This is a genomic window from Streptosporangium carneum (genome assembly GCF_027922005.1).
GTDB lineage: Bacteria > Actinomycetota > Actinomycetes > Streptosporangiales > Streptosporangiaceae > Streptosporangium > Streptosporangium carneum.
Genome location: NZ_BSEV01000002.1, coordinates 42,714 through 63,985, shown reverse-complemented (window position 1 = coordinate 63,985; position 21,272 = coordinate 42,714). Strand labels below are relative to the sequence as shown.

At 72.1% G+C, this 21,272-nt stretch carries 18 protein-coding genes; 12 read left to right on the top strand and 6 right to left on the bottom strand.

Annotated features, from left to right (window positions below):
• Positions 1–7 precede the first annotated feature (7 nt).
• The gene (locus tag PKF00_RS06310; RefSeq protein WP_271216418.1) at positions 8–340 is read left to right on the top strand and encodes a hypothetical protein; all 333 of its coding nucleotides are present in this window, start codon (positions 8–10) and stop codon (positions 338–340) included.
• 67 nt (positions 341–407) lie between these two features.
• A complete protein-coding gene (locus PKF00_RS06305; RefSeq protein ID WP_271216417.1) occupies positions 408–1,622 on the top strand; it encodes a cation:proton antiporter in 1,215 nt (404 codons plus the stop codon).
• A gap of 39 nt (positions 1,623–1,661) precedes the next feature.
• Here PKF00_RS06305 and PKF00_RS06300 read toward each other — a convergent pair whose 3' ends face one another.
• Positions 1,662–2,630, bottom strand: a complete 969-nt coding sequence (locus PKF00_RS06300; protein ID WP_271216416.1) for a carbohydrate kinase family protein — start codon at positions 2,628–2,630, stop codon at positions 1,662–1,664.
• 562 nt (positions 2,631–3,192) lie between these two features.
• On the opposite strand from PKF00_RS06300, the gene PKF00_RS06295 reads away from it, so the two are divergent.
• From PKF00_RS06295 to PKF00_RS06265, 7 genes are all read left to right on the top strand, one after another.
• Complete coding sequence (locus tag PKF00_RS06295) at positions 3,193–4,524, top strand: B12-binding domain-containing radical SAM protein (protein ID WP_271216415.1); 1,332 nt, start codon at positions 3,193–3,195, stop codon at positions 4,522–4,524.
• A complete protein-coding gene (locus PKF00_RS06290; RefSeq protein ID WP_271216414.1) occupies positions 4,512–5,561 on the top strand; it encodes an arginase family protein in 1,050 nt (349 codons plus the stop codon). The genes PKF00_RS06295 and PKF00_RS06290 overlap by 13 nt, the downstream gene beginning before the upstream one ends.
• A 3-nt stretch (positions 5,562–5,564) precedes the next feature.
• A complete protein-coding gene (locus PKF00_RS06285) occupies positions 5,565–6,665 on the top strand; it encodes a hypothetical protein (protein WP_271216413.1) in 1,101 nt (366 codons plus the stop codon).
• Positions 6,662–7,276, top strand: coding sequence for a hypothetical protein (locus tag PKF00_RS06280; protein WP_271216412.1), 615 nt, complete (start codon positions 6,662–6,664; stop codon positions 7,274–7,276). The genes PKF00_RS06285 and PKF00_RS06280 overlap by 4 nt, the downstream gene beginning before the upstream one ends.
• Positions 7,277–7,296: 20 nt before the next feature.
• Positions 7,297–8,367 (top strand): peptidogalycan biosysnthesis protein, encoded by a 1,071-nt coding sequence (locus tag PKF00_RS06275; protein WP_271216411.1) that lies wholly within the window; start codon positions 7,297–7,299, stop codon positions 8,365–8,367.
• Between the two features lie 79 nt (positions 8,368–8,446).
• Complete coding sequence (locus tag PKF00_RS06270) at positions 8,447–9,367, top strand: phosphotransferase family protein (protein ID WP_271216410.1); 921 nt, start codon at positions 8,447–8,449, stop codon at positions 9,365–9,367.
• Between the two features lie 321 nt (positions 9,368–9,688).
• On the top strand, positions 9,689–10,942 hold the full coding sequence (locus PKF00_RS06265; RefSeq protein ID WP_271216409.1) for an MFS transporter: 1,254 nt from the start codon (positions 9,689–9,691) through the stop codon (positions 10,940–10,942).
• Here the strand turns inward: PKF00_RS06265 and PKF00_RS06260 are convergent.
• Both PKF00_RS06260 and PKF00_RS06255 read right to left on the bottom strand, forming a co-directional pair.
• Entirely contained in the window at positions 10,929–13,694 is a 2,766-nt protein-coding gene (locus tag PKF00_RS06260; RefSeq protein ID WP_271216408.1) for a PEP/pyruvate-binding domain-containing protein, read from the bottom strand. The genes PKF00_RS06265 and PKF00_RS06260 overlap by 14 nt on opposite strands.
• Positions 13,660–14,139 carry a MarR family winged helix-turn-helix transcriptional regulator gene (locus PKF00_RS06255; RefSeq protein ID WP_271216407.1) on the bottom strand — a complete coding sequence of 160 codons (480 nt, stop codon included), beginning with the start codon at positions 14,137–14,139 and terminating at the stop codon, positions 13,660–13,662. Before PKF00_RS06255 ends, PKF00_RS06260 begins: the two co-directional genes overlap by 35 nt.
• 222 nt (positions 14,140–14,361) lie before the next feature.
• On the opposite strand from PKF00_RS06255, the gene PKF00_RS06250 reads away from it, so the two are divergent.
• Positions 14,362–15,135: a hypothetical protein gene (locus tag PKF00_RS06250; RefSeq protein ID WP_271216406.1), complete on the top strand. Its 774-nt coding sequence runs from the start codon at positions 14,362–14,364 to the stop codon at positions 15,133–15,135.
• A gap of 93 nt (positions 15,136–15,228) precedes the next feature.
• Positions 15,229–16,464: an NAD(P)/FAD-dependent oxidoreductase gene (locus tag PKF00_RS06245; RefSeq protein WP_271216405.1), complete on the top strand. Its 1,236-nt coding sequence runs from the start codon at positions 15,229–15,231 to the stop codon at positions 16,462–16,464.
• A 23-nt stretch (positions 16,465–16,487) separates the two neighbouring features.
• Here PKF00_RS06245 and PKF00_RS06240 read toward each other — a convergent pair whose 3' ends face one another.
• Together PKF00_RS06240 and PKF00_RS06235 are read right to left on the bottom strand one after the other, a co-directional pair.
• Positions 16,488–19,187, bottom strand: coding sequence for a DUF7824 domain-containing protein (locus PKF00_RS06240; protein ID WP_271216404.1), 2,700 nt, complete (start codon positions 19,185–19,187; stop codon positions 16,488–16,490).
• Entirely contained in the window at positions 19,184–19,348 is a 165-nt protein-coding gene (locus tag PKF00_RS06235) for a hypothetical protein (protein WP_271216403.1), read from the bottom strand. The genes PKF00_RS06240 and PKF00_RS06235 overlap by 4 nt, the downstream gene beginning before the upstream one ends.
• A gap of 134 nt (positions 19,349–19,482) precedes the next feature.
• Between PKF00_RS06235 and PKF00_RS06230 the strand changes: the two genes are divergently transcribed.
• Complete coding sequence (locus PKF00_RS06230; protein WP_271216402.1) at positions 19,483–19,974, top strand: GNAT family N-acetyltransferase; 492 nt, start codon at positions 19,483–19,485, stop codon at positions 19,972–19,974.
• A 55-nt stretch (positions 19,975–20,029) separates the two neighbouring features.
• Here PKF00_RS06230 and PKF00_RS06225 read toward each other — a convergent pair whose 3' ends face one another.
• Positions 20,030–20,962: an acyl-ACP desaturase gene (locus tag PKF00_RS06225; protein ID WP_271216401.1), complete on the bottom strand. Its 933-nt coding sequence runs from the start codon at positions 20,960–20,962 to the stop codon at positions 20,030–20,032.
• Between the last annotated feature and the right edge of the window lie 310 nt (positions 20,963–21,272).

Sequence of the window (21,272 nt, the reverse complement as noted above, 5' to 3'; positions counted from 1 at the left end):
GCCCGGTTTGTCGCGGAAGGTCGTCGGTACCGTCGCCGCCCTTCTGCTCGTCCTGCTCGCCGTCGTGCACGCGCCGCTTCAGGCGCCCCGCGACCTCCACCACGAACCCGGGCTCGCCGTCACGCTGGCGGGCGGCGGGGTGCTTCCCCCCGCCCTCCCGCATCCGGAGAGCCACGGCCTGCTCCCGCCCGCCATCGGGCAGGGACCGCCGACACGGGCGACCCGGGCCGGCCTTCCCCGTCCCTGCGCGCCTTCCGTGGCGCAGCCCGTACCCGGCGACTCCGAACCCCGCGCGCCTCCGTCCGGCGATCTCCGACGAACCGACACCGAGATCATCTGACGGAGGTTTTCCATGTTCTACGAATGCGCCTTCACCATGCCCGGAATCCGCCCGGAAGGGGGACACCGTGGCACTGGGTGACGCTCTCGTCGCGCTCGGCGGCTCCTTCCTCGCCGCCGGGGTCATCGCCAGGCTCGGGGCCCGGATCGGGCTGCCGACGATCCCCCTGTTCATGCTCGCGGGCATCATCTTCGGCCCGCACACTCCCGGGCTCGCCCTGGTGGAGAACCCGGCCGACCTGAAGGTCATCGCCGCGCTCGGCCTGATCTTCCTGCTCTTCTACCTCGGCATCGAGTTCTCCCTCGACGACCTCGCCGCGGGGGGCAAGCGGCTGGTGTTCGCCGGGGTGACCTACATCGTGCTCAACGTCGGCGGCGGCCTGGCCTTCGGGTTCGCCCTCGGCTGGGGCACCAGGGAGGCGCTGGTCCTGGCCGGGGTGGTCGGGATCTCCTCCTCGGCCATCGTGACCAAGCTGCTCGTCGACCTCGGGCGGCTCGGCAACCCGGAGAGCCGCCTCATCCTGGGCATCATCGTGGTCGAGGACGTCTTCCTCGCCCTCTACCTGGCCGTGCTGCAACCGGTTCTCAGCGGCGCCGACACCTTCGCCGCCGCCGCGCTCTCCTTCGGCAGGGCGTTCGCCTTCCTGATCGCGCTGACCGCGCTGGCCAGGTGGGGCACCCGGCTGGTCGACAAGCTCGTGACCACCAAGGACGACGAACTGCTCGTGGTGATGTTCACCGGCCTGGCGATCCTCACCGCGGGCGTCGCGGAGGAGCTCGGTGTCTCCGACGCCATCGGCGCCTTCATGATCGGGCTCATCCTGAGCTCGACCAGGGCGGCGCCGCGCATCCGCAAGCTCGTCCATCCGCTCAGGGACGCCTTCGCGGCCCTGTTCTTCTTCACGTTCGGCCTGTCCATCGAGCCGGGCGACATGCTCTCCGTCGCCTGGCCCATCGCGGCCGCGGTGGCGATCACCCTGGTGCTCAACGTCGTGGCCGGCGGGCTGGCCGCCAGGATGAACTCCTTCGGCATGACGGAGGCGGTCAACGTCTCGCTGACCGTGCTCTCGCGGGGCGAGTTCGCCCTGGTCCTGGCGACCATGGCGCTCGCCGCCGGACTGGACGGCAGGCTCGCGCCGTTCATCGCCGGATACGTGCTCGTGCTCGCCCTGTTCGGGCCGCTGATCGCCAGCCGTTCCGAATGGATCGCCCGCGTGCTCACGGGCAGGCTGGAGCGGGCCAGGACCCGGACCCGGGAGCGGGCCGTCTCCCAGTCGGGATAGTTCCGCGCGCCTTCGCGGCCCGTGACCGTCCGCCGTGCCCTACGGCAGGCGCACCCCCGGTGAGCCGCCGTCGGCGAGGTCCCGGGCCCACGGCGGGTCGGCTCCCGGTACCGAGCAGGTCAGCGCGGCGACGCGGGCCGCGAAGGCGGCCGCCTTCGCGGCCCGGTCGAGGTCGAGGGCGTCGAGCCGTCCGCCGAGCAGGTCGCCCGCGTGCAGGTGGTGCAGCAGCCCGGCGGTGAAGGAGTCGCCCGCCCCGACGGTGTCCACCACCTTCACGACGGGGGCCGGCACCGTGGCGCGCTCGCCGTCCAGGGAGACGAGCGCGCCCTCGGGGCCGCGCGTCACCACGATCAGCCGCGCGCCCGCGGCGTGCCAGGCGTCGCAGACCCGTTCCACGGGCTCGCCGGGGTGGATCGTCTCCATGTCGTCGTCGCTCAGCTTGACGATGTCGGTGAGCGCGCACCACATGAGCATCCGCTCCCGGTAGACGGCCAGGTCGACGAAGCCCGCGCGCACATTGGGGTCGATCGAGACCGTGGCGTGGGCGGCGACCCGTGCCAGCGACTCCTCGATGCGCTCGGCCCCGGGGGCGTGGACCAGCGCGATGGAACCGGTGTGCAGGCAGGCGACGTCGCCGATCTGCTCCGCGCTCAGCTCCTGCGCGCTCCACTGCCAGTCGGCCGAGCCCTCCGCGTAGAAGGCGTAGTCCGCCCGCCCCGACTCGTCCAGCGTGGCCACCGCGAGCGTGCTGGGCTCGGCCGCGCTCACGCAGCCGGTCAGATCGACCCCCGAGGCCTCGAGGTGGGAACGGAACAGCGCGCCGAAGGTGTCACGGGAGAGCCGTCCGAGGAAACGGGTGGGCGTGCCGAGCCGTGACAGGGCCACGGCGGTGTTGGCGGGACTGCCACCGGGCAGGACGCGCAGGGTGAGCTCGCCCTGCGACGCCTTCCCGGTGGCGAAGGCGTCGGCGACGCATTCGCCGAGCACGGCGACCTGGCTGCGGGACATGGGCTGCCCTTTCTGAGACGGCCTGACAGGAGGCGCTCCGTCGGCATCGCCGACCCGTCAAGCCGATTGTTACAGTCCAGGGTCCGAACCGCCGTCGTGCCCGCCCTCCGTCGGAGCGTCGTGCCGCCCGGTCGCGTCCGAGGCGTCGTGCCGGGACGCCCTCCGGGGCCGACGCGGTCGGCGGCCCGGGAAGTTCAGTGACCCGGGAGATCCGGCGGCCCGGGAAAAGGGCGGGCCGCAAAAGCGGAAAAGGGCGGCCGCGGCCGGGTGAGGCACGGGGCGGACGAGGTGCCCGTCGCACCCGCCGGACGCTCGCACCAGTTTTTATCCGGTGGTTTCCGCGCAGGTGGGGGCGTCTTGTCGCAACAGAGAGTAGTGCGATGTCGCTGAACGGTTATTGACTCTCGTTGAAAAGAATATTATCCATGTTTGTTATGGATGTCGGCGGATGCGGCGCCGAAATCCTCAGAGGGGTGTCCGGGGCCATGCGCCCCTATGCGCGGGGATCGCCTTTCAACTCCTCGGAATTCGCATGCACTGAATCGTAGTAACGGAGAAGTCATTGCCCGCAGCGCATATCGTCCAGTTACCGTTTCCCTCGACCAGTGAGCCGCAACGCGACCTGAACCGCTATTACGAGCTGTACGAGCGGGAGTTCGCACTCCTCTTTCCCGAGTTCTTCATTCCGGAGGCGAGTCTCTGGGAAATGCCCCTGTGGGTCGCCCACATCACCGCGCTGCTCGACGAACTCGACGTCGAATCCTCCTTCGTCGACCTGAGCTCCGCCGCCTCCTCGGACGACTGCCTGCGCTCGCTCGTCGAGGTGAGCGCTCCCGGAGACGCGATCCTGCTCAGCCCGCTGGCGCAGAACCTCGACCTGGCCCTGCGCGTCAGCCGCGCCCTGAAGCGGATGGGGCGGATCACCGTGCTCGGGGGGAACATGGCGCCTCTCGCCACTCCCGACGACGTCAGCAGGGTGGTCAGGGGGCAGGTCGGGATCGAGCAGTTGCGCGCGGTCCTCCGCCCCGAGACCTCGGCCGACGGGCTGCTGTCCGTGCGCAGCCGCTCGGGGATCGCCGAGGAGCGCATCAGCTGGGCGCCCCAGTACCGCCACCTCGGAGGGTACGCGGGACGGGTCCCCCTGCTGAGGCTCAACGCCAGCCACGGCTGCCTCTACAAGTGCCGCTTCTGCGGAGACGCCTGGAGCCAGCAACTCACCCTCGTCGAGGAGAACGCGCTGGGGCGGGAGGTCGACCAGTTCGCCGAGCGCTACCCCGGCACGCGGCTTGTCTACATCGGGGACAAGACGTTCGGCCAGTCGCGCGAGGCCGTGCGGAACCTGCTGGCCGTCTTCCGCGACAGGCCCGGTTATCGCTTCATCGTGCAGACACACGTCCTGGCCGTGCGTCCGTGGGTGCTGGACGCGATGTCCGAGCTGGGCGTCGTGGCGGTCGAGCTCGGGTTCGAGTCCGCCGACACCGAGATGCTCCGCGAGTCGGGAAAGCTGTCGCGGGGCCTGGACCACTACCGCGACAGTTTGCTGGCGATCGAGCGGCGAGGCATGCGCGTGGTGCTCAACGTGATGGGCGGCCTCGCCAGGGAGACGGAGAACGGCCACGCGGAAACGGTCCGCTGGCTGCGGGAGTGCGCCGACGTCGTCTGGCTCGCCAACCTCTACAACTTCGTCCCCTACCCGCTGGTGCCCGACTTCCCCGCGCTGCGCCCGCGCATCCACGACTGGGACTTCGCGCACTGGCGGGAGGACGCGCCCGTGGTGTTCGAGCCCTATCACCTGACGCCCGGCAGGAGCTGGGAACTGTTCATGGAGAAGGTGGAGGTCATGACCGACCTCCTGGCCGGAAGACGCGAAGCGGAGAACGCATGCCTGAAGTGAGAGAGTCGGCCTTCGACCCCGCCGTCCTCGTCGCCGCCGCCGAGTCGGCGCCCGCCCGCGTCGCCGCCGCGCCCGGCTGGGCCGGAGTGCCCACGCTGTTCGGGGCCGACCTGGTGACCGACTGGGACCGCCTGCCGTCCGAGTCCTCCACGTGGGTGGCCGCCGGGGTCCCCTTCGACGGGACCACCAGCTCCCGCCCCGGCGCGGCCGAGGGGCCGAGGGCGATGCGCGTGGCGAGCCTCGTCTACTCAAGCTCCCTGTCCACCCGCGCGGTCGAGCCGATGACGGACATGCGGACGGGCAAGGAGTTCGAGTACGGGCATCCGGCGGTCGTGGACGCCGGAGACCTGTCCGTCTTCCCCAGCGACCCGATGGCGACGGTCGCCTCCGTGGCCTCGGGAACGCGGACGCTGCTGGAGGGCGGGCGTCGCGGCGTCTTCCTCGTCGGAGACCACTCGTGCACGATCGGCACCTTCACCGGCTTCTACCTGGCCACGAGGGAGAGCGTCCCGCCGGAGCGGATCGGGTTCGTCAACCTCGACCACCACTTCGACTTCGGCGACTCGAGCCGTCTGCACGGGCCGATCTACCACGGGTCCAACTCCCGCAGGATCTCCGAGCTGCCGGGGATGAGACCGGAGAACATCGCCTTCGTCGGGGTCGGCGACGTGACACGCCGCAACCAGCTGCGCCACCTGGCCGACTGCGGCTACTCCGTGATCGCGGCCCCCGAGCTGCGCGACGACACGGGACCGGTCGCCGCTCTCGTCGAACGGCTGGGGGAGAACTGCGACGTCGTCTACATCTCGACCGACATCGACATCCTCGACTGCTCCGTCGCTCCGGGAACGGGCAACGTCACCCTCGGCGGGCTGACCGGCTCGGCGTTCCTGGACGTCTGGGAGCTTCTGCACACCCTGCCCGTCGGGGCCTTCGACATCGCCGAGGTGGCGCCCCGCCTCGATCCGACGGGCCGTACCCCGCAGATCGCGGCCAGGCTGCTGTTCGAGGCCGTCTTCCGACTTCACAAGGGATGATCCATGACCCGTTCCGAACATGCCACGCGAAGCCCGCACGACACGTCGGATCCCGTCAGGATCGACGTCCTGACCGTCGACGTCCCCCCGTCCTGGTTCGCCGAGGCCGGGGCCGCGCCCTGGGTGGACAGCGCCGCCGAGCACCTGTCAGGTGGCGGGTCGGTCACGATCCGGCTGGCCCGTGAGGGCCTGCCCGGGGCCGCCGCGGAGCTGATCTCCAGGGCGAGGGCCGCGCTGCTGGCCGTCACCACGGTCATGAGACAGGAGCACCTGCTGCCCGGCGACGCCTACGTCGAGGTCGACGAGGAGAGCTACGGCACGCCGACGGCGCCCCGCGGGAGGTCCAGGTTCCTGCTGCCCCACCAGGACGGGGCGCATTCGAGCTTCCTCACCCCCCGCAGGGAGAACGACGGCCACGGCGTCACCGACGACCGGATGTTCTCGAACACGGTCTTCTTCAAGCGCCCGTCCCACAAGATGTACCAGGGCTTCCTGATCACCCGCCCCGGGGCGTTTCCCGGAGAGACGTACTACTACAACCTCATCGCCCTGCTGGTCGAGGCGTACCGGTTGAGGTTCGGCGCGCCGCCGGAACGCGGCGCGGACGTGGAGCGCTTCCTCGGCGACAACATCGCGCGCTCCCTGCGGTTGAGCGACGTGCACCGCTCGCGCTACCTGACGCTGGGCTCCCTGCTCGGCTCCGCCAACCCGGCCCACCACGTGCTTCCCAGCGGCCCCCGCGCCGAGAGCGAGCTGTGGCCGGAGCAGTACGCCTCGATTCCCGGAATCTGGGGCCTGGTCGAGGGCTGCCCCTGCGGCGCCTGTGAGGGCCCCGGGGCCAGGCTCGTCTGCCACGCGACCTTCGAGACGCTCGGCCTCTCCTGGCCCGGAGTGCGGGAACGCTACGAGAGCACGGTCGTCGGCGAGCGGGGCGATCTGCTCATCGGCAACAACCTCTCCCAGATGCACGCGGCCTTCTCGGCCAGGGACCGGCAGATCTGCCCGGTCTGCGTCGTGGTCGACAAACCCGCCGGGCCCGAGTACGAATCGTGGCTCGCGAGGGAATGGGAACAGGGACTCGCCAGACTGGGGGTGACGGCGTGAAACGCGAACACGAGAACGCGCGGGCGCTGGCGATCCACGAGGCGGGCCACCTTCTCGTCGGATGGGCGCAGAGGGTCGTCTCGGTGAGCGCGAGCGTGTGGTCGCCGGAGGGGTTCACCTTCACCGAGGTCAGCGCGGACGCCGACTGGACCGCGGCCGAGGAGAAGACGCGCAGCATCGCCGCGCAGGTGGCCGTCGCCGTCGCGGGCGGCGCGGCCGAACTGGTCGTGGCCGGAGAGCTGGGCGTCTCGGAGCTCGCGGAGATCGCGCTGGACGACATCCTCGAGGCGACCGGAGGCATCGACTTCCAGCTCGCCCAGGAGTGGCTCGCCCTCCAGCGGCACGACCCCAGCCAGGACTCGATCGAACTGGAGATCGTCGACGTCTTCCGGCTGGTCGCCGTCGACCTGTCGGGCTCCCACGCGACCTCGGCCCTCGGTGAGCTGGCCGACCTGTTCCTCAGCAGGCGGGCCGCCCGGCCGCGGGAGAGGGTGAGCGTCAGCCTGGACGAGCACGAGGTCCGTGACATCGTGGCAGGCCTGACGCTTCGCACGGACTATCCGCTCGGCCGTACCACCACGCCGAACATCACCGAAGTGACGACCCGTTAGGGACACATGGGGAACCGGACATGAAAACAACCGGCATCACCACCAGGCGCGTCACCCTCGACGACCCCGTGGCGGCGCTCGACTGGGCGGCGGCCGTCGAGGGAGGGCCGCCTCAGCTCTCGGTCCGCTGGCTCGTCTGTCACGGCGCGGGGTTCGACCGGCCCTGTGAGTACGCCATCGCCTACGCCGAGGGGCGGCCTGTCGCGGTCGCCGTGTTCCACCTGCGGTTCGACACCGACCACCACACGAAGTACCGGTTGTCGAACCACGTCGGGGCCGCGGTCCCGGATCCGCCGTTCGAGGGGGCGGGGGACCTGCTCGGGGAGCCGTCCGTCGTGGTCGTCGCCCCCAGCTCATACGTGTCCGGTCTGCACGTGGCGGCGGGAGTCGGGCGGCGCACGGCGGGAGCCGCCGTCGGTGCCCTGCTACGGGCGATCGGCCAGGTGGCCGTCGACTCCGGGGCGAGCTCGCTGTTCCTCCCGCACCTCCCCGACCCCGCGCCCGACTGGCTCGTCGAGGGGATCTCCGGCCCCTCCCACCTGTTCCCCATGGGAGCCTCGGCGTATCTCGACCTTGGCGGGACGTCGACGTTCGGCGAATATCTCTCGGGGTTCACCGCGAAACGCAGACGTGAGGTCCTGCGTGAACGCCGGGCCTTCGCCGAGGCGGGGCTGCGGGTGGAGACCTCACCGGTCGTGCCGGTCTCCGCCGACGTCGTGAGAAGGCAGATCAATCACTACCGAAGATATGGCCTTGTTTCTACCGAGGAGCGGATATTGGGGCAGTTTCGCTCTTTGCAGAAGGAGTATGAGGGGAGGCTGGTTTTCCTTACGGCGGTACGCGGTGATTCCGGCGTCGTCGGCCATGTTCTCGCGATCCAGGAGGCGGACTGGCTCGTGCCGAAACTCGCGGGATTCGAGGGAAGGGAGGGGTTCGCTTATTTCGAGGCCACTTACTATGCGATGATCGAATGGGCGCTGAAGGGCCCGAGGTGCACGCTGATCGACTACGGAGGCGCCGCCGTCGACGCGAAGGTCCGGCGAGGCTGCCGTGTTCGCCCGCTCCAGGGGGCGCTGCTCCCGGCACGGTGACGGAGCCTTCGACACGGCGCCCCGCCGAAGGGCACGGCCTGAGCCGCGTTGGAGATGGGAAGTCGCCTTGTTGCAGAGTGTGGAAGTCCCGGACGAGGAACTGCTGGCCAGGAGCATGGCCGGGCAACTGGCTGACCGGCTGCCGCCGGGCAGCCGGGTTTCGCCGTGGCGGCGAGGCGCCGACTACGCCGCCCTGCTCGTCGAGGTGGACGGCGAAAGGCGTTTCGTGCTCCGTGTGCCGCTGAGGGAGATCGCCCCTTCCGCGTACGACGGCACGGTCGACTTCGGCGCGGTGCTCGAACGGGAGGCCCTGGTTCACGGGATCCTCGCGGACGCTGGTGTTCCCACGGCGTCCCTCAGGGGATGGCGGCGCGCCCACGGCGAGGACGCGCACTCGTGGATGCTCCTGGACTTCGTCGCCAACGACGAGGTGACCGAACTCGGCGACGCGCGACTCCACCGTCTCGGCGAGGTCCTCAGACTGATCCACGGGATACCGGTGCCCGCCTCCCTGCGGGCCCGTCTGGGGGCCGAGTGCGCTCCGGAGGCGATGATCGAGCGGATCGCGGTCCGGGTGGGCGCGCTGGCGGAACGGGTGCCGGTCAGGGGCCATCGGGCGCTGGTCGAGGCGGCCACGGCGGTGATCAAGGAGCGTTCGGCCGGGGTGCCCCTCCGCCTGCTCCACATGGACCTGCGTCCGGAGAACCTCTGCTTCCGCGGGGACGACCTCGTCGCGGTGATCGACCTGTCCAACTGCACCATGGGCGACCCCGCGGCCGAACTCGGCAGGATGAGGGCCTACGGCCTGCTGGGAGCGCCGCTCCTCGACGGCTACGGCTCCCCGGGGGCGGACGTGCCGGGAGAGGCCACGGTGGCCGCCTACGCGGCCGACACCTTCGCGCTCCTCGGCCTGCTCGGCACCGACGAGTTCGCGGACCAGGCACTCGTCGACAGGGGAACGGCGGGGCTGGAGTGGTGCGAGAAGGTGCTGTGCGGATGACCCGTGAGGCCGGGAGGAGGCCGCGGGCACGGGGCGGGCACGGGATGGGCCCGGGGCGGGCACGGGGTGGGTGATCCGTGAGGCCGGGAGAGCGCCGCGGGCACGGGGCGGATGATCCGGTGCGGCCGGTGCGATGAGAGACGTTCCGTGCGGGCGGCCCGGCGCGCCGGGGAAGGCGTCGCGCGGGCGAACCGGGACGGTCGGGGGTGCGGGGGTCGGTGTGACGGTTGACGGGGAACGCCGCGCGGGTGAGCCGAGATGGTCGGGGGTGCGGGGAGGCGTGGTGCGGGGGTCGGTGTGACGGTTGACGGGGAACGCCGCGTGGGCGAGACGGTACGGGCGGCGGAGAGGAGACGCGTCGTTCGGCCGCCCCTGGCGGCGCTGCTCCCCGAGCCGGGCGTGGTGACGGCGCTCACCTGGGCGACCGCCTGCAGAACGGTCGGGCGGGGCCTGTTCGTCACCGTCAGCGTGATCTACTTCACCTCCTCGGTCGGCATGTCGGCGGTCGAGGTGGGGCTCGGCCTGACGATCGCCTCCGCCGCCGGGCTTCTCGGCGGCCTGCCCGCGGGGCGTCTTTCCGACCTGTTCGGCCCGCGCGGCGTCACTGTCGCGTTCTCCGCGGCCGGCGCCGTCCTCACCTGCGGCTACGTCGTCGTGGACGGGTTCGCGGGCTTCGTGCTCGTGGCGGGTCTGGCGACCTTCACCGAGGCCGCCGAGCAGACCGCGCGCAGCGCCCTGATCGGCGTGGCCGTCCCCCCGGACAGACGGGTCAAGGCCAGGGCCTACCTGCGGGCCGTCACGAACGTGGGCTGGTCGGTCGGAGGGCTGGGCGCGGCGGTCGCCCTCCACTACGACACCCGGCCCGTGTACCTGACGATGATCTTCGGCTGCTCGGCCTGCTACCTGGCCGGGGCGGTGCTGACCCTCAGGGTTCCCGCCGCCAGGACGCCCTCGCGGACCGGCGACGGACCCGTGCGGGCGGTGCTGCGCGATCGCCCCTACGCGCTGCTCGCCCTGCTGAACGGGGTGCTGTCCGTGCACGGCGGCCTGCTGACCGTCTCGATCCCGATCTGGGTCGTCGAGCGCACCGCCGCTCCCACGGCGACGGTGGGGGTGATGCTGATGCTCAACACCGTCGCCGTCACCCTCCTGCAGGTCCGTTTCAGCAGGGGAACCGAGAACGTCGCGGGCGCGGCCCGCGCGCAGCGCCGCTCAGGGCTGGTCCTCCTCGTCTCCTGCCTGCTGTTCGCCGCCTCGGCGGGCCGGTCCGAGTGGGTCGCGGTCGCGGTGCTGGCGGCGGGCGCGCTCGCCCACGTCGTGGGGGAGCTGCTGCAGGCCGCGGGGTCGTGGGGCCTGTCCTACGAGCTGGCCCCCGCGTACGCGCTCGGGCAGTACCAGGGGTTCTACGGGATGGGCTACCAGCTCGCGAACATCCTCGCCCCCGCCCTGCTCACCGCCGCCGTGATCGGCTGGGGGGAGGCGGGGTGGGTGCTGTTCGGCGTGGTCTTCGCGCTGGCCGGGCTCGCCGTGCCGCCTGTCGCGCGCGCCGCGGCCAGGACGGTCACCGTCGGATAGCGGAGGACCCCCCGCCGGCGGCCCCGGGGGCCGGACCGGAGGCGACGGAGCCGGGCTCCGAGGCGGCGACCACCACGCCCGAGGTGCCGTCGACCGTGATCACCTGGCCGGTGACGACGTGCTCCGTCGCGCGGGCGACGCCGACCACCGCGGGGATGCCGTACTCGCGGGCGACCACGGCGCCGTGCGAGTTGGCCCCGCCCATCTCCATGACCAGACCGCCCGCCGTGAGGAACAGCGGGGTCCAGCCCGGGTCGGTCGAGGGGCAGACCAGGATCTCGCCGGGCTCGAGGTGGGCGCCGACCGGGTCGAGCACCACCCTGGCGACCCCTGTCACGACGCCGGCGGAGGCGGGGGTGCCGGTCATCGCGCCGTCGACCGGCGCGGCCGTGGCGACGGCCTCGGGTTCCGTGCCGTCGGACAGCACGATCCGGGGCAGGTGCCTGCGGCCCCGCTCGCGGACGGCGTCCTCGCGCCGCTCGGAGACGAGCGCCCTGAGCGTCTCCCGGCCCGCCGGGGCGGCCGGATCGGCGGGCCGGGAGGGCGCGGTCAGGGCGGCCCTGACCTCGCGCGTCGTCACGAGGAAGACGTCGTCGGGGGAGTCGAGAAGTCCGAGGCCGACCAGGTGGGCGCCCACGGTCCTCAGCTCGGCGCGCATCGCGGCCAGGACGGTCACCATGAGGAACTTGGGCAGTTCGCGGAGACCGGCCAGGGCGCGTGCCCTGCCGAGGGCGAAACGGACGACCAGGCCGCGCGGGCCGCCCACCCGGGAGCCCAAGGTCCTGATCATGCGCGTGGCCTCCGCGGCTCCCCTGGCGAACACGGCGTCGGGTGCCAGCGAGGGGTCCTCAAGACGCAGGTAGTTGGCCAGCACGCCGATGATGTGCGTGGGATCCTCCGACCAGCGCGGAACCCCGAGGTCGATCTCGGCGACCGCGCGGGAGCCGTAGACCGACAGGAAGTCCCGCAGTCCCCGGTCCACCGCCTCCGGCAGCGATCCGTCGTGGAAACGCCGGGCGAGCTCCGCCGCCGGGGTGTCGAGCAGCAGGGACGCGGCGCTCCTGTCCGCGCGGATCCGTTCCGCCAGACGCCACAGGGCCAGGTCCATCTCGGTGGTGACGTTGTGCGGCAGGCCGCGCAGGACGGTCGACAGCTCTCCCTGCTTCGCGTGGTCGCCCAGGAGACGCGCGGCCAGGCCCAGCATGGCGAACCCCGCCGCGGGGCCGGGCACGACGGTGGGGACCAGCGTGATGGCCTGGCCGCCCAGCACCCGCTCGACCCGGTCGAGCCGCTCCAGGGGCGTGGCCTCCGCCAGGGGCGCGAGCCGCGAGCGCAGCCGTGACTCCAGCAGGCCCGCCCGCCTGTGCGCCGACGCCGGGCTGAGCACGGCCCGCACAGTGTGCGAGGGAATCCGGAACCGGGTCGCGATCCTGAGGAACCGTCGCAGGGCGGGGCGCACGGAGCGCTGGGTCACGGCGAAGCGGGGGTCGTCGAACAGGCCGCGCAGCACCACAGCCGACCTGGCCTCCATCACGTCCAGCAGACGGGGCATGATCATCCGGCCGACCCGGCTGCGCACCAGCCCGGTGACGTCGATGAACAGCCGTCCCGCCGCCTCGGCGATCTGGGGCGCCCCGCTCGCCCTGTCGGCGACGGGGGCTCCGAACAGCGTGGCCGCCGCCGACGACAGCAGCCGGAAGGCCGAGACGCCCATCGGGGTGAACGGGGCGTAGACGCCCTGCGCCACGTTGACGGAGAAGTAGATCCGCGTGCCGTCGGTCTCCGCGTCCCGCGCGGAGTGCCGGGGGACGGGGAAGAGGGTGGTGATCGGGCGGGACTGGGTCAGCCACAGCGTGCCGTCGGCGTCGACGGCCCATTCGGTGTCCTGCGGGGCCCCGTAGTGCCCCTCGACCCGTCCTCCCAGCTCGGCCAGCGCCCTGACCTGGGCATCGGTGACACACGACCGTTCGGCCGAGGTCGAGGTCTCGACGCGCTCGACGCCGCCTCCCGGCAGTGACCGTACGGCCAGCCGCTTGTCGCCGGGCCGCCGCTCGGTGATCCGCCCGGTCGCGGTGTCCACCACGAAGTGGTCGGGGTTGACCGCCCCGGAGACCACGGCCTCGCCGAGTCCGGGACTGGCGTCGATCACCGCCTCGTGCCGCCGCCCCGTGACGGGGTTGGCGGTGAACATCACCCCGGCGATCTCGGACTGCACCATCTCCTGGATCACGACGGCCAGCAGGACGGTCCGGTGGTCGATGCCGTTGGCCGCCCGGTAGGCGACCGCCCTGTCGGTCCACAGCGACGCCCAGCAGCGCCTGACCGCGTCCAGCACCGCGTCGGCGCCGACCACGTTGAGGTAGGTGTCCTGCTGCCCGGCGAAGCTGGCGTGCGGCAGGTCCTCCGCGGTCGCGGAGGAGCGGACCGCGACGGGGCCGTGCGCGCTGCGCCGTACGGCGTCGGCGATGTCGTCGGGCACGGGGGCGGAGAGCACGAGTTCGCGGGCCCGGCGGGCCAGCTCGTTCAGGGCCGTGACGTCCGAGGCGGGGGTGACGGCCAGGGCGTCGAGCACGTCGTCGAGACCGGCCCGCTCGGTCACCCTGCGGTAGGCCTCGGTGGTGACGCACAGGCCGGGCGGCACGGGGAGTCCGGCCGAGGTGAGCACGCCGAGGTTGGCGGCCTTGCCGCCGACGAGGGGCAGCGTGTCCGCCCCGATGTCATCGAATTTCAGGATCAGTGGGGTGTCGGGCATCAGTGCGTCTCCTCGATGCTTCGCCGAGCAGCGTGAACGCCCGGGTCACGAGCGCGCGTTCTTCGGCGGTGAGATGGGCCATGACCTGGAGCTGGGCGTCCGCCCTCGCGCGCTCGAACCTCCGTAGGAAGTCCGTGCCGTCCTGGGTGAGGACGATCCGTCGCAGTCGCCGGTCGTCGGGGTCCTCGCGGCGGTCGGCCAGGCCTCGCCGTACGAGCTGGTCGACCAGGCGACTGGTCGCGGAGACCGACCGGCCGACGCGCTCGGCGAGCACGCGGAGCGTCGGAGGGTCCGGGCGGTCGAGGACGTAGAGCGTGGCGAGCTGGATCATCGAGGGCTCGTCGCCTTCGAAGCCGCGCAGCAGGTGAAGGACGAAGCCGGGGATCATGGCCCGTCTGAAGTCGCCGATGGCGTCGGCGAGGCGGTCGCGCTCCACGCTGTCCACGGGGCAACTCCTTGCATAGCTGCAACCAGTGCGTCATCGCAACGGTAAGTCGGGGCACCCAGAAAGTCAACAAGTGATGAAATAAGGGTGCGGTGCGCTCGTGCGACCGGAGACCGCCGGCGACCGGGTGCACGGAGACCGCCCGGTGCCTGTCAATCGCGGACAATGCCTGTTTTGTGGTATCTCGCTCGGTTCGCTCGACCCGCGTCTAAGATCGGAAAAATGCGTGTTCTGCCAGTGGCGGCGACCGTTGGGCTCGTGCTCAGCCTCGCCGGATGCAGCACCATCCCCCTCTCCTTCCCCTACGGAGTGCGGGCGCCCACCCCTCCGCCGTCCACCGCCCCGCCGTCCGTGACGCCGACGCCGACGGAAACAGAGACGGAGACGGAGACGGAGACCTCCCGGGCCGCGGTGGGGCACTACAGGGGGTCGGGCGACAGGCTGATCCCGATCAAGCCGACGACCGCGGCCGGACTGATCACGGTCGTGGCCCGGGGCAGGGGGAGCTTCATGGTCCAGAGCGTCGACGCCTCAGGGGACGACGTCGAGTTCCTGGCCGAGGGAGAGAACGGCTACCGGGGAACGCGGATGTACAACCTCGGGGACGAGGAGCCCGTGGCCGCGCTGAGGGTCACCGCGCGGGGCTCGTGGAAGATCACCCTGAAGTCCGTTCAGGAGGCCCGCGTGTGGAGCGGCCCGACGGTCAGGGGGTTCGGGGACGACGTGCTCTACCTGGAACCCGAGGCCGAGGGAGGCGAGACGATCACATCGGCGTTCACCGGCGACGAACACTTCGCGGTCGAGGGCTACACCGAGGAGGACTCGAGCCTGCTGGCCAACGAGGTCGACCCCGGCGAGGTGGAGGAGGAGCTTCCCGACGGGACGTTTCTCGTGACGGTCGAGGGGGACGTCCCGTGGAAGCTGCGGCGGAGCGGTCCTCACCGCATCCAGAGGGCGACGGGTCCGCGCCCCCGCGAGGACCTCGTTCCCCTGTAGGTCTCCTGGGGCTCCTGTGGACGGGGACGCCACTCCCGAGCCGATTCCGCCAACTGATCGAAACCGGCACGGGAATTGGATAAGAAGGAGGGCATGACTACCGAGCAGACGTTCGTCATCGTCGGCGCCGGCCTCGCCGGTGCGAAGGCCGCCCAGTCCCTGCGGGAGGAGGGCTTCGACGGCGGGATCACACTGATCGGCGCCGAGACCGAGCTGCCGTACGAACGACCTCCGCTGTCGAAGGGCTTCCTGCTCGGCAAGGAGGACCAGGCCAAGGTCTACGTCCACGACGAGGCCTGGTACGGCGAGCACTCCGTCGAGCTGGTGCTCGGCAGCCGGGTGACCGGCCTCGACAGGGGCTCGCGCAGGCTGGAGCTCGACGGCGGCGGTCATCTCGGCTACGACAAGCTGCTGCTCGTCCCCGGCGCGTCCCCGCGCCGCCTCGACGTGCCCGGCGTCGAGCTCGACGGCCTGCACTACCTCCGCAGTCTCGAGGACTCACGGCGGCTCCGCGAGGCGATCAGGGGCGGCGGCCGGGTGGTCGTCGTCGGAGCCGGATGGATCGGGCTCGAGACGGCCGCCGCCGCGCGGGAGTACGGCTGCGAGGTGACCGTCGTCGCGCCGCAGCCGGTGCCGTTGCGGGCCGCGCTCGGCCCGGAGATGGGCGCCTTCTTCGCGGAGGTCCACCGGCGGCACGGAGTCGACCTGCGGTTCGGCAGGCAGGTGACCGGGTTCGTCGGCGAGGAGCGGGTCAGGAAGGTGGTGACCGACGACGGCGCCGAGATCCCCGCCGACGTGGTGATCGTGGGCGTCGGCGTGCAGCCCAACGTCGAGCTCGCCGTGCTGGCGGGCCTGGCCGTCGACAACGGCATCGTCGTCGACGCGTCCCTGCGCACGGAGGACCCCGACGTCCACGCCGCGGGCGACGTGGCCAACGCCTTCAACCCGCGTTACGGCGCCCACATCCGTGTCGAGCACTGGGCCAACGCGCTCAACGGCGGTCTGGCGGCGGGTAAGGCGATGCTGGGGCAGGAGGTCGTCTACGACAGGCCCCCCTACTTCTTTACCGACCAGTACGACGTCGGCATGGAGTTCTCCGGATGGTTCGCGCCCGGCGGCTACGACTCCGTCGTCGTCCGCGGAGACCTGGAGGGGAACGCCTTCTACGCCTTCTGGCTCGCGGGCGGCCGGGTCGTGGCGGGGATGCACGTCAACCAGTGGGACGACGGCATCTCCCCGGTGCAGGAGCTGATCCGCGCCGCCGTTCCCGTCGATCCGGCCCGTCTCACCGACCTCTCCGTGCCGCTGGCCGACCTCGCGAAGAGCTGACCCCGTCGCCCCGGCCGTCCGGGTCACCCGGGCCGGCCGGTGAGCAGGCCGTGCAGGCGGCGGGCGTGCCGTACCAGGTCGCTGGCCCGCCGCCGTTCGGCGAGTCGCGCGATCTCCGGCAGCTCGCCCCTGGCCTGCGCCCACTCGGCCACGTCGGCGGCGAACTCCACCAGCCTGGTGTGCGCGGTCGTGGCCCGTTCGCCGGATTCGGGCAGGTAGGCGGGCAACAGGCCGGCCATCACCTGCCACACCTCCCGGTGCGCGCCCCGCCGGGCCGCGGTCCGCAGCACGGCCAGCGCCTCGGCGGGGGAGTCTCCGTGGTGGCGCAGGAGCGCCGCCAGCTGCCTGCCCGTCTCCCGGCCGGGGAGCCCTCCCGAGGCGGCCAGTTTCAGGAACGGCGTCACGACCCCGCTCGTGGCCCCGCGGCGCAGGTGGTAGGCCAGGATCAGCGCCACGCCCTCGCCTCCCGGCCCTTCGGCGCAGGCCAGTGTGGCCAGGTCCTCCGGCGAGGGTTTGCGGTAGGACGTCATGTGGACCAGCAGCATCTGGACGGTGTTCGCGGCGACCACCTCCCGATGCGCGGGCAGCACGCCGAGCAGGGCGTCACAGCCTTCCTCGGTCCGAGGGGCGGCGAGGATGTCGTCGAGCAGCGTCACGCCCGTGGGCCCGCCGACGGCCTCGGGAACGAGGCGAACCTCCTGATCGTCGACCTCCCGGCGCAGCGTGATCCGGGGTTCGGGGCGGGCCGTCGTCATCCAACGGGCGGCGGTCCTGCCGGCCTCGCCGGTCAGCCCGGCGGCTCGCTCGGCCACCTCGGCGGGCACCGCGCGGGGAAGGCGGAGCAGCGCCTGCTCCAGGTCGACAGGGAGAGCCTCGACGCCCGCCCGCTCGTATCCCTCCAGCCTCTCCACCAGCTTCTCCGCGTCCAGGCGGCCGTTCTCATGGGTCGGCGTGGCCAGGAGGTACGGCGGCAGTCTTCCGTCCATGAGCGCCTGGTAGACCTCGGCGAAGCGAAGCAGCGGCAGCCGCCGGCTGTGCTCGCGGCGGCCGGGCTCCGGCACCCGCTCCTGGACGGTCCGGCGCGGGCCGTACGGGTCCGGCGCGACCGCCCTCGACTCCGCGCCCGGGTCGGCCAGCTCCCTGGCCATCGCCACCACCCACTCGCGCAGGTCCCACGGCGCCGACCAGTAGTGCTCGTCCCTGAACTGTGCGGCGATGGGCGCGAGCGCGGCGGTCAGCGCGTCGCGCTCCTGGGCGACCAGCCTGACGAACCCGTCGAGCCAGTCCTCGACGCTGCGCCACTGGGACTTCGACATCCTGGAGCGCAGCAGTTCGTGCACGGTGAGGACCGGCGGCGGCATGAGGTTCGGCGTGGGCGCGGGCGGCAGCGGCAAGGGGACGAACGGCTCCGGCTGGGGCTCCGGCTCGGCGGCCACAGGCTCGCCGCCGAAGGCCGCGGCGAGGCGGGAGCCGGGTACCGCGGGAAGCAGGGGCACGACGTCGACGATCACCTCCGCGCCCGGCGGGGTGAAGCGCCCCGCGTGCTTGACGACCAGTCGTACGGCGCGCGCACGGGCGTCGGCCGACTCGGAGACGAGCGCTACGGCCAGGGCCGGGGCGTAGCCGTCGAGGTCCTCCCGCTGGTCGCGGGCCAGCCGGTCGAGCCAGGCGAGCCCGGCGAGCACCAGCCTGCTCTCCGCGCGGAAGAGCAGGCCCTCCACCGCCTCTCCCGCCTCCTCGGCGTCCACGGAGTCGAGGCGGCGCACCTGCTTGAGCGCCAGGTCGGCGACGTTGGCCGGAGCGGCGGGCAGCAACCGCAGGTAGTCACGGCGGCGCGTGTCCACCTCCTCGGCCGTCGGGTCGAGCGCCTCGTGCAGGCGGACGAAGAAGCGCATGTCGGGGGCCGGGCCGCCCCGCAGGAAGCGGCTGAGACAGCCGTCGAGCAGCGCCTCGCGGCCGATCCGCCCCTTCCTGGCGAGAGCGCTGAGCGCGGACGGCCACTCGCGGTCGTCGCGCAGCGCCCTGCCCACTCCCTCGGCCTCGAACAGCCGGGGCAGCATCACCTCGAGCAGCGGGTCCTCGCCCAGACTCCCGGGTGAGGAGACGGCCGCGATCCAGGCGACGGTGAGCGGGTCGTGGGCGGGCGGCTCGACCCCGGTACGGCGCAGCAGTTCCAGCGCCAGCCTGGTGGGCCGGTCCACGGTGGGGCGCAGCCCGCGCAGCCGCAGCGCCAGGCGGACGGCCAGGTCCCCCTGCCACTTCGCGGGTCTGGCGGCGACCGCCTGGAGGATCAGCGGCACGTCGTCGACCTCGACGGGCTCCCACCAGCGTCTCAGGTCGCGCCGGTTCAGCCAGGAGACCACGGCGGCCGCCCCGGTGATCGTCCCCGCGCCCGCGACGCGCATGGGCTCGATCCACCGCTCCTCCACCTGCTCCTCCCAGGTGTCGTAGTGCCAGTTGTCCCACACCGAGTCCTCCGACCAGCCCCGCCTGGCGGCCTCACGCCGCTGCTCGGCCAGCCGTTCCTGCCGCACCCGTTCCCGTTCGGCCTCCCGCAGGCGGTCCTTCTCCTCTCCCAGACGGCGCGCGAGCGGCAGGTGGCCGGGCAGCTCACGCGCCACCTCGCGCCGTTCCCCGTCGTCGAACCCGGCCACCAGCGTCGCCACGGCGGCGGCGTCCCCGGCGTCGACCGCCTCCCGGACCGCCTCCCACGCCGCGCTCACGCGATCACCCGCGTCCCGGGGCGGGTGACGACCGCGACCGCGGGGCCGGCGTGGCCGTCGAGCGTCGTGGCGCTCCCGTCACCAGGACCGGATGAGGAGGGCCCGTCCGCCACCGGGGCGAAGGGACAGGAGGGAAGGTGCACCCGCACCGCATCTTTCATGATCGGCACCATAGGGACGCCCACCGACAATCGCCGGCCTCCGGCCTCCTCGCCGCCGCCTCCCGGTCCACCGGAAGGCAGGCCTCGTGGCCGGGGCTTTTTTATGACGCGGTCCCGGTGGGAGAGTGGGGCCCATGGGAACCGAGCGGGCGCGGGTCGTCATCCGGTCCTACCGCGAGGAGGACCGTGACGCCGTCGTCGCCCTCGCGCCCCGGCTCACCCAGGGCGTCGCGGCGTGGCGTGAGGCGGGAGCGGTCGCCGAGGCCGTCGTCGGCTGGGTGACGGACTCGCTGGAGCGGGCGGCCGGGGGGAAGGGCGAGGTGTTCGTGGCCGAGAGCGCGGGCCGGGTGGTCGGGTTCGTGACCGTCACCGAGCGCGCGCACTTCACCGGGCAGGTCGACGGCTACATCGGCGAGCTCGCCGTCGCCCCCCGGCAGACCGGGCGGGGCGTCGGACGGGCCCTGGTCGCCCGGGCCGAGGCGTGGGCGCGTGACCGGGGTCTGGAGAACGTCGTCCTGGAGACGGGGGCGGCCAACCTGCGGGCCCTCGGGTTCTACCGGTCCCTGGGCTACGTCGCGGAGGACGTACGGCTGAGCAGGCCTGTCAGGGCGACCGCGGACGGATGACGGCCTGCCCCTCGGGACCGCGCCCTGTGGAGCGCGGTCCCGAGGGAGGCGGCGGTCAGGAGGTGGCGGCCTGGCGGGCGCGGCGGGCCTCGCGGCGCTCGACGAAGCGGGAGGCGGAGACCTCAAGGCGGGCGAGGAACTCGGCGAGCTCCTCACGGGCCTTCTCGCCCTCGCCGTCGAGGTCCTTCATGTCGAAGACGGCCCACTGGCGCAGGACCGGCATGAGGACGTCGTCGAGGTGCAGGCGCAGGTCGTAGATTCCGGCGTTGGCGATGGTCATCGCCTTGCGGCTGAAGCCCTCGATCCCGGTTCCCGGCATCTGGAAGGTGGTCACGACGTCGGTGACGGCGCGCATCGTCTGGCTCGGGGTCAGTTTGAAGGCCGCGTCGAGCAGGTTGCGGTAGAAGAGCATGTGCAGGTTCTCGTCGGCGGCGATCCTGGCGAGCAGCCGCTCGCAGTTCGGGTCCTGGGACGCCTTGCCGGTGTTGCGGTGTGAGATGCGGGTCGCCAGCTCCTGGAAGGAGACGTACGCCAGGGAGTGGAGCACGCCCTCGTAGGAGTTGGTGAACCCCTCCTCCATGTGCGACATGCGGGCGCGCTCGAGCGCCACCGGGTCGACGGCGCGGGTGACCGTCAGGTAGTCGCGGATGGCGGTGCCGTGACGGCCCTCCTCGGCGGTCCACCGGTGCACCCAGGTGCCCCAGGCGGCGTCGCGGCCGAAGGCGGTGGCGATCTCGTAGTGGTAGCTGGGGAGGTTGTCCTCGGTCAGCAGGTTGACGATGAGGGAGACCCGGGCCTCCTCGGGGATCGTGGAGTCAGTCTCGACCCAGGCGTCGCCGCCGAACACGCCGTCGTAGTCCCTGCCCTCCGACCAGGGGACGTACTCGTGGGGGAACCACTCCTTGGCCACCTTGTGATGCCGGTCCAGCTCACCGGCGACGACGGGCTCAAGCTCAAGCAGCAGCTCGGTCTGACTGAACTCTCGCATACGGCCTTCTCCCTCACAGACTACGGAACCGTAACCTACGTTAGCGTAGGTAGGCCGAAGCCGGGTAAGCGGGATACGCCGTCCGCTCGCCCATCCTGGGGTCTCGAGGTGAGCGGGCGGGGCCACGGCGGGACGGAAACACTCCCACGGTGCCGGGGCTGGAACAGCACGTCTGGATGATCGAGGGAAGCCTCGTCTCGTCGGTCACCGCCCGTGACAGGGACGGGCAACCGTCCCGCAAGCCGCGATCAAGCGGCGCCTCCCAGAATCATCCCGTCGATCACCGCGGCCGGGCCTCACCGGGGCGCGG

Excerpts from the sequence above, each read along its gene's own strand:
- PKF00_RS06260 (WP_271216408.1), bottom strand. The coding sequence starts at position 13,694 with ATGCCCGACACCCCACTGATCCTGAAATTCGATGACATCGGGGCGGAC.
- PKF00_RS06300 (WP_271216416.1), bottom strand. The coding sequence starts at position 2,630 with ATGTCCCGCAGCCAGGTCGCCGTGCTCGGCGAATGCGTCGCCGACGCC.
- PKF00_RS06250 (WP_271216406.1), top strand. The coding sequence starts at position 14,362 with ATGCGTGTTCTGCCAGTGGCGGCGACCGTTGGGCTCGTGCTCAGCCTC.
- PKF00_RS06245 (WP_271216405.1), top strand. The coding sequence starts at position 15,229 with ATGACTACCGAGCAGACGTTCGTCATCGTCGGCGCCGGCCTCGCCGGT.
- PKF00_RS06290 (WP_271216414.1), top strand. The coding sequence starts at position 4,512 with ATGCCTGAAGTGAGAGAGTCGGCCTTCGACCCCGCCGTCCTCGTCGCC.
- PKF00_RS06285 (WP_271216413.1), top strand. The coding sequence starts at position 5,565 with ATGACCCGTTCCGAACATGCCACGCGAAGCCCGCACGACACGTCGGAT.
- PKF00_RS06225 (WP_271216401.1), bottom strand. The coding sequence starts at position 20,962 with ATGCGAGAGTTCAGTCAGACCGAGCTGCTGCTTGAGCTTGAGCCCGTC.
- PKF00_RS06275 (WP_271216411.1), top strand. The coding sequence starts at position 7,297 with ATGAAAACAACCGGCATCACCACCAGGCGCGTCACCCTCGACGACCCC.
- PKF00_RS06230 (WP_271216402.1), top strand. The coding sequence starts at position 19,483 with ATGGGAACCGAGCGGGCGCGGGTCGTCATCCGGTCCTACCGCGAGGAG.
- PKF00_RS06235 (WP_271216403.1), bottom strand. The coding sequence starts at position 19,348 with ATGAAAGATGCGGTGCGGGTGCACCTTCCCTCCTGTCCCTTCGCCCCG.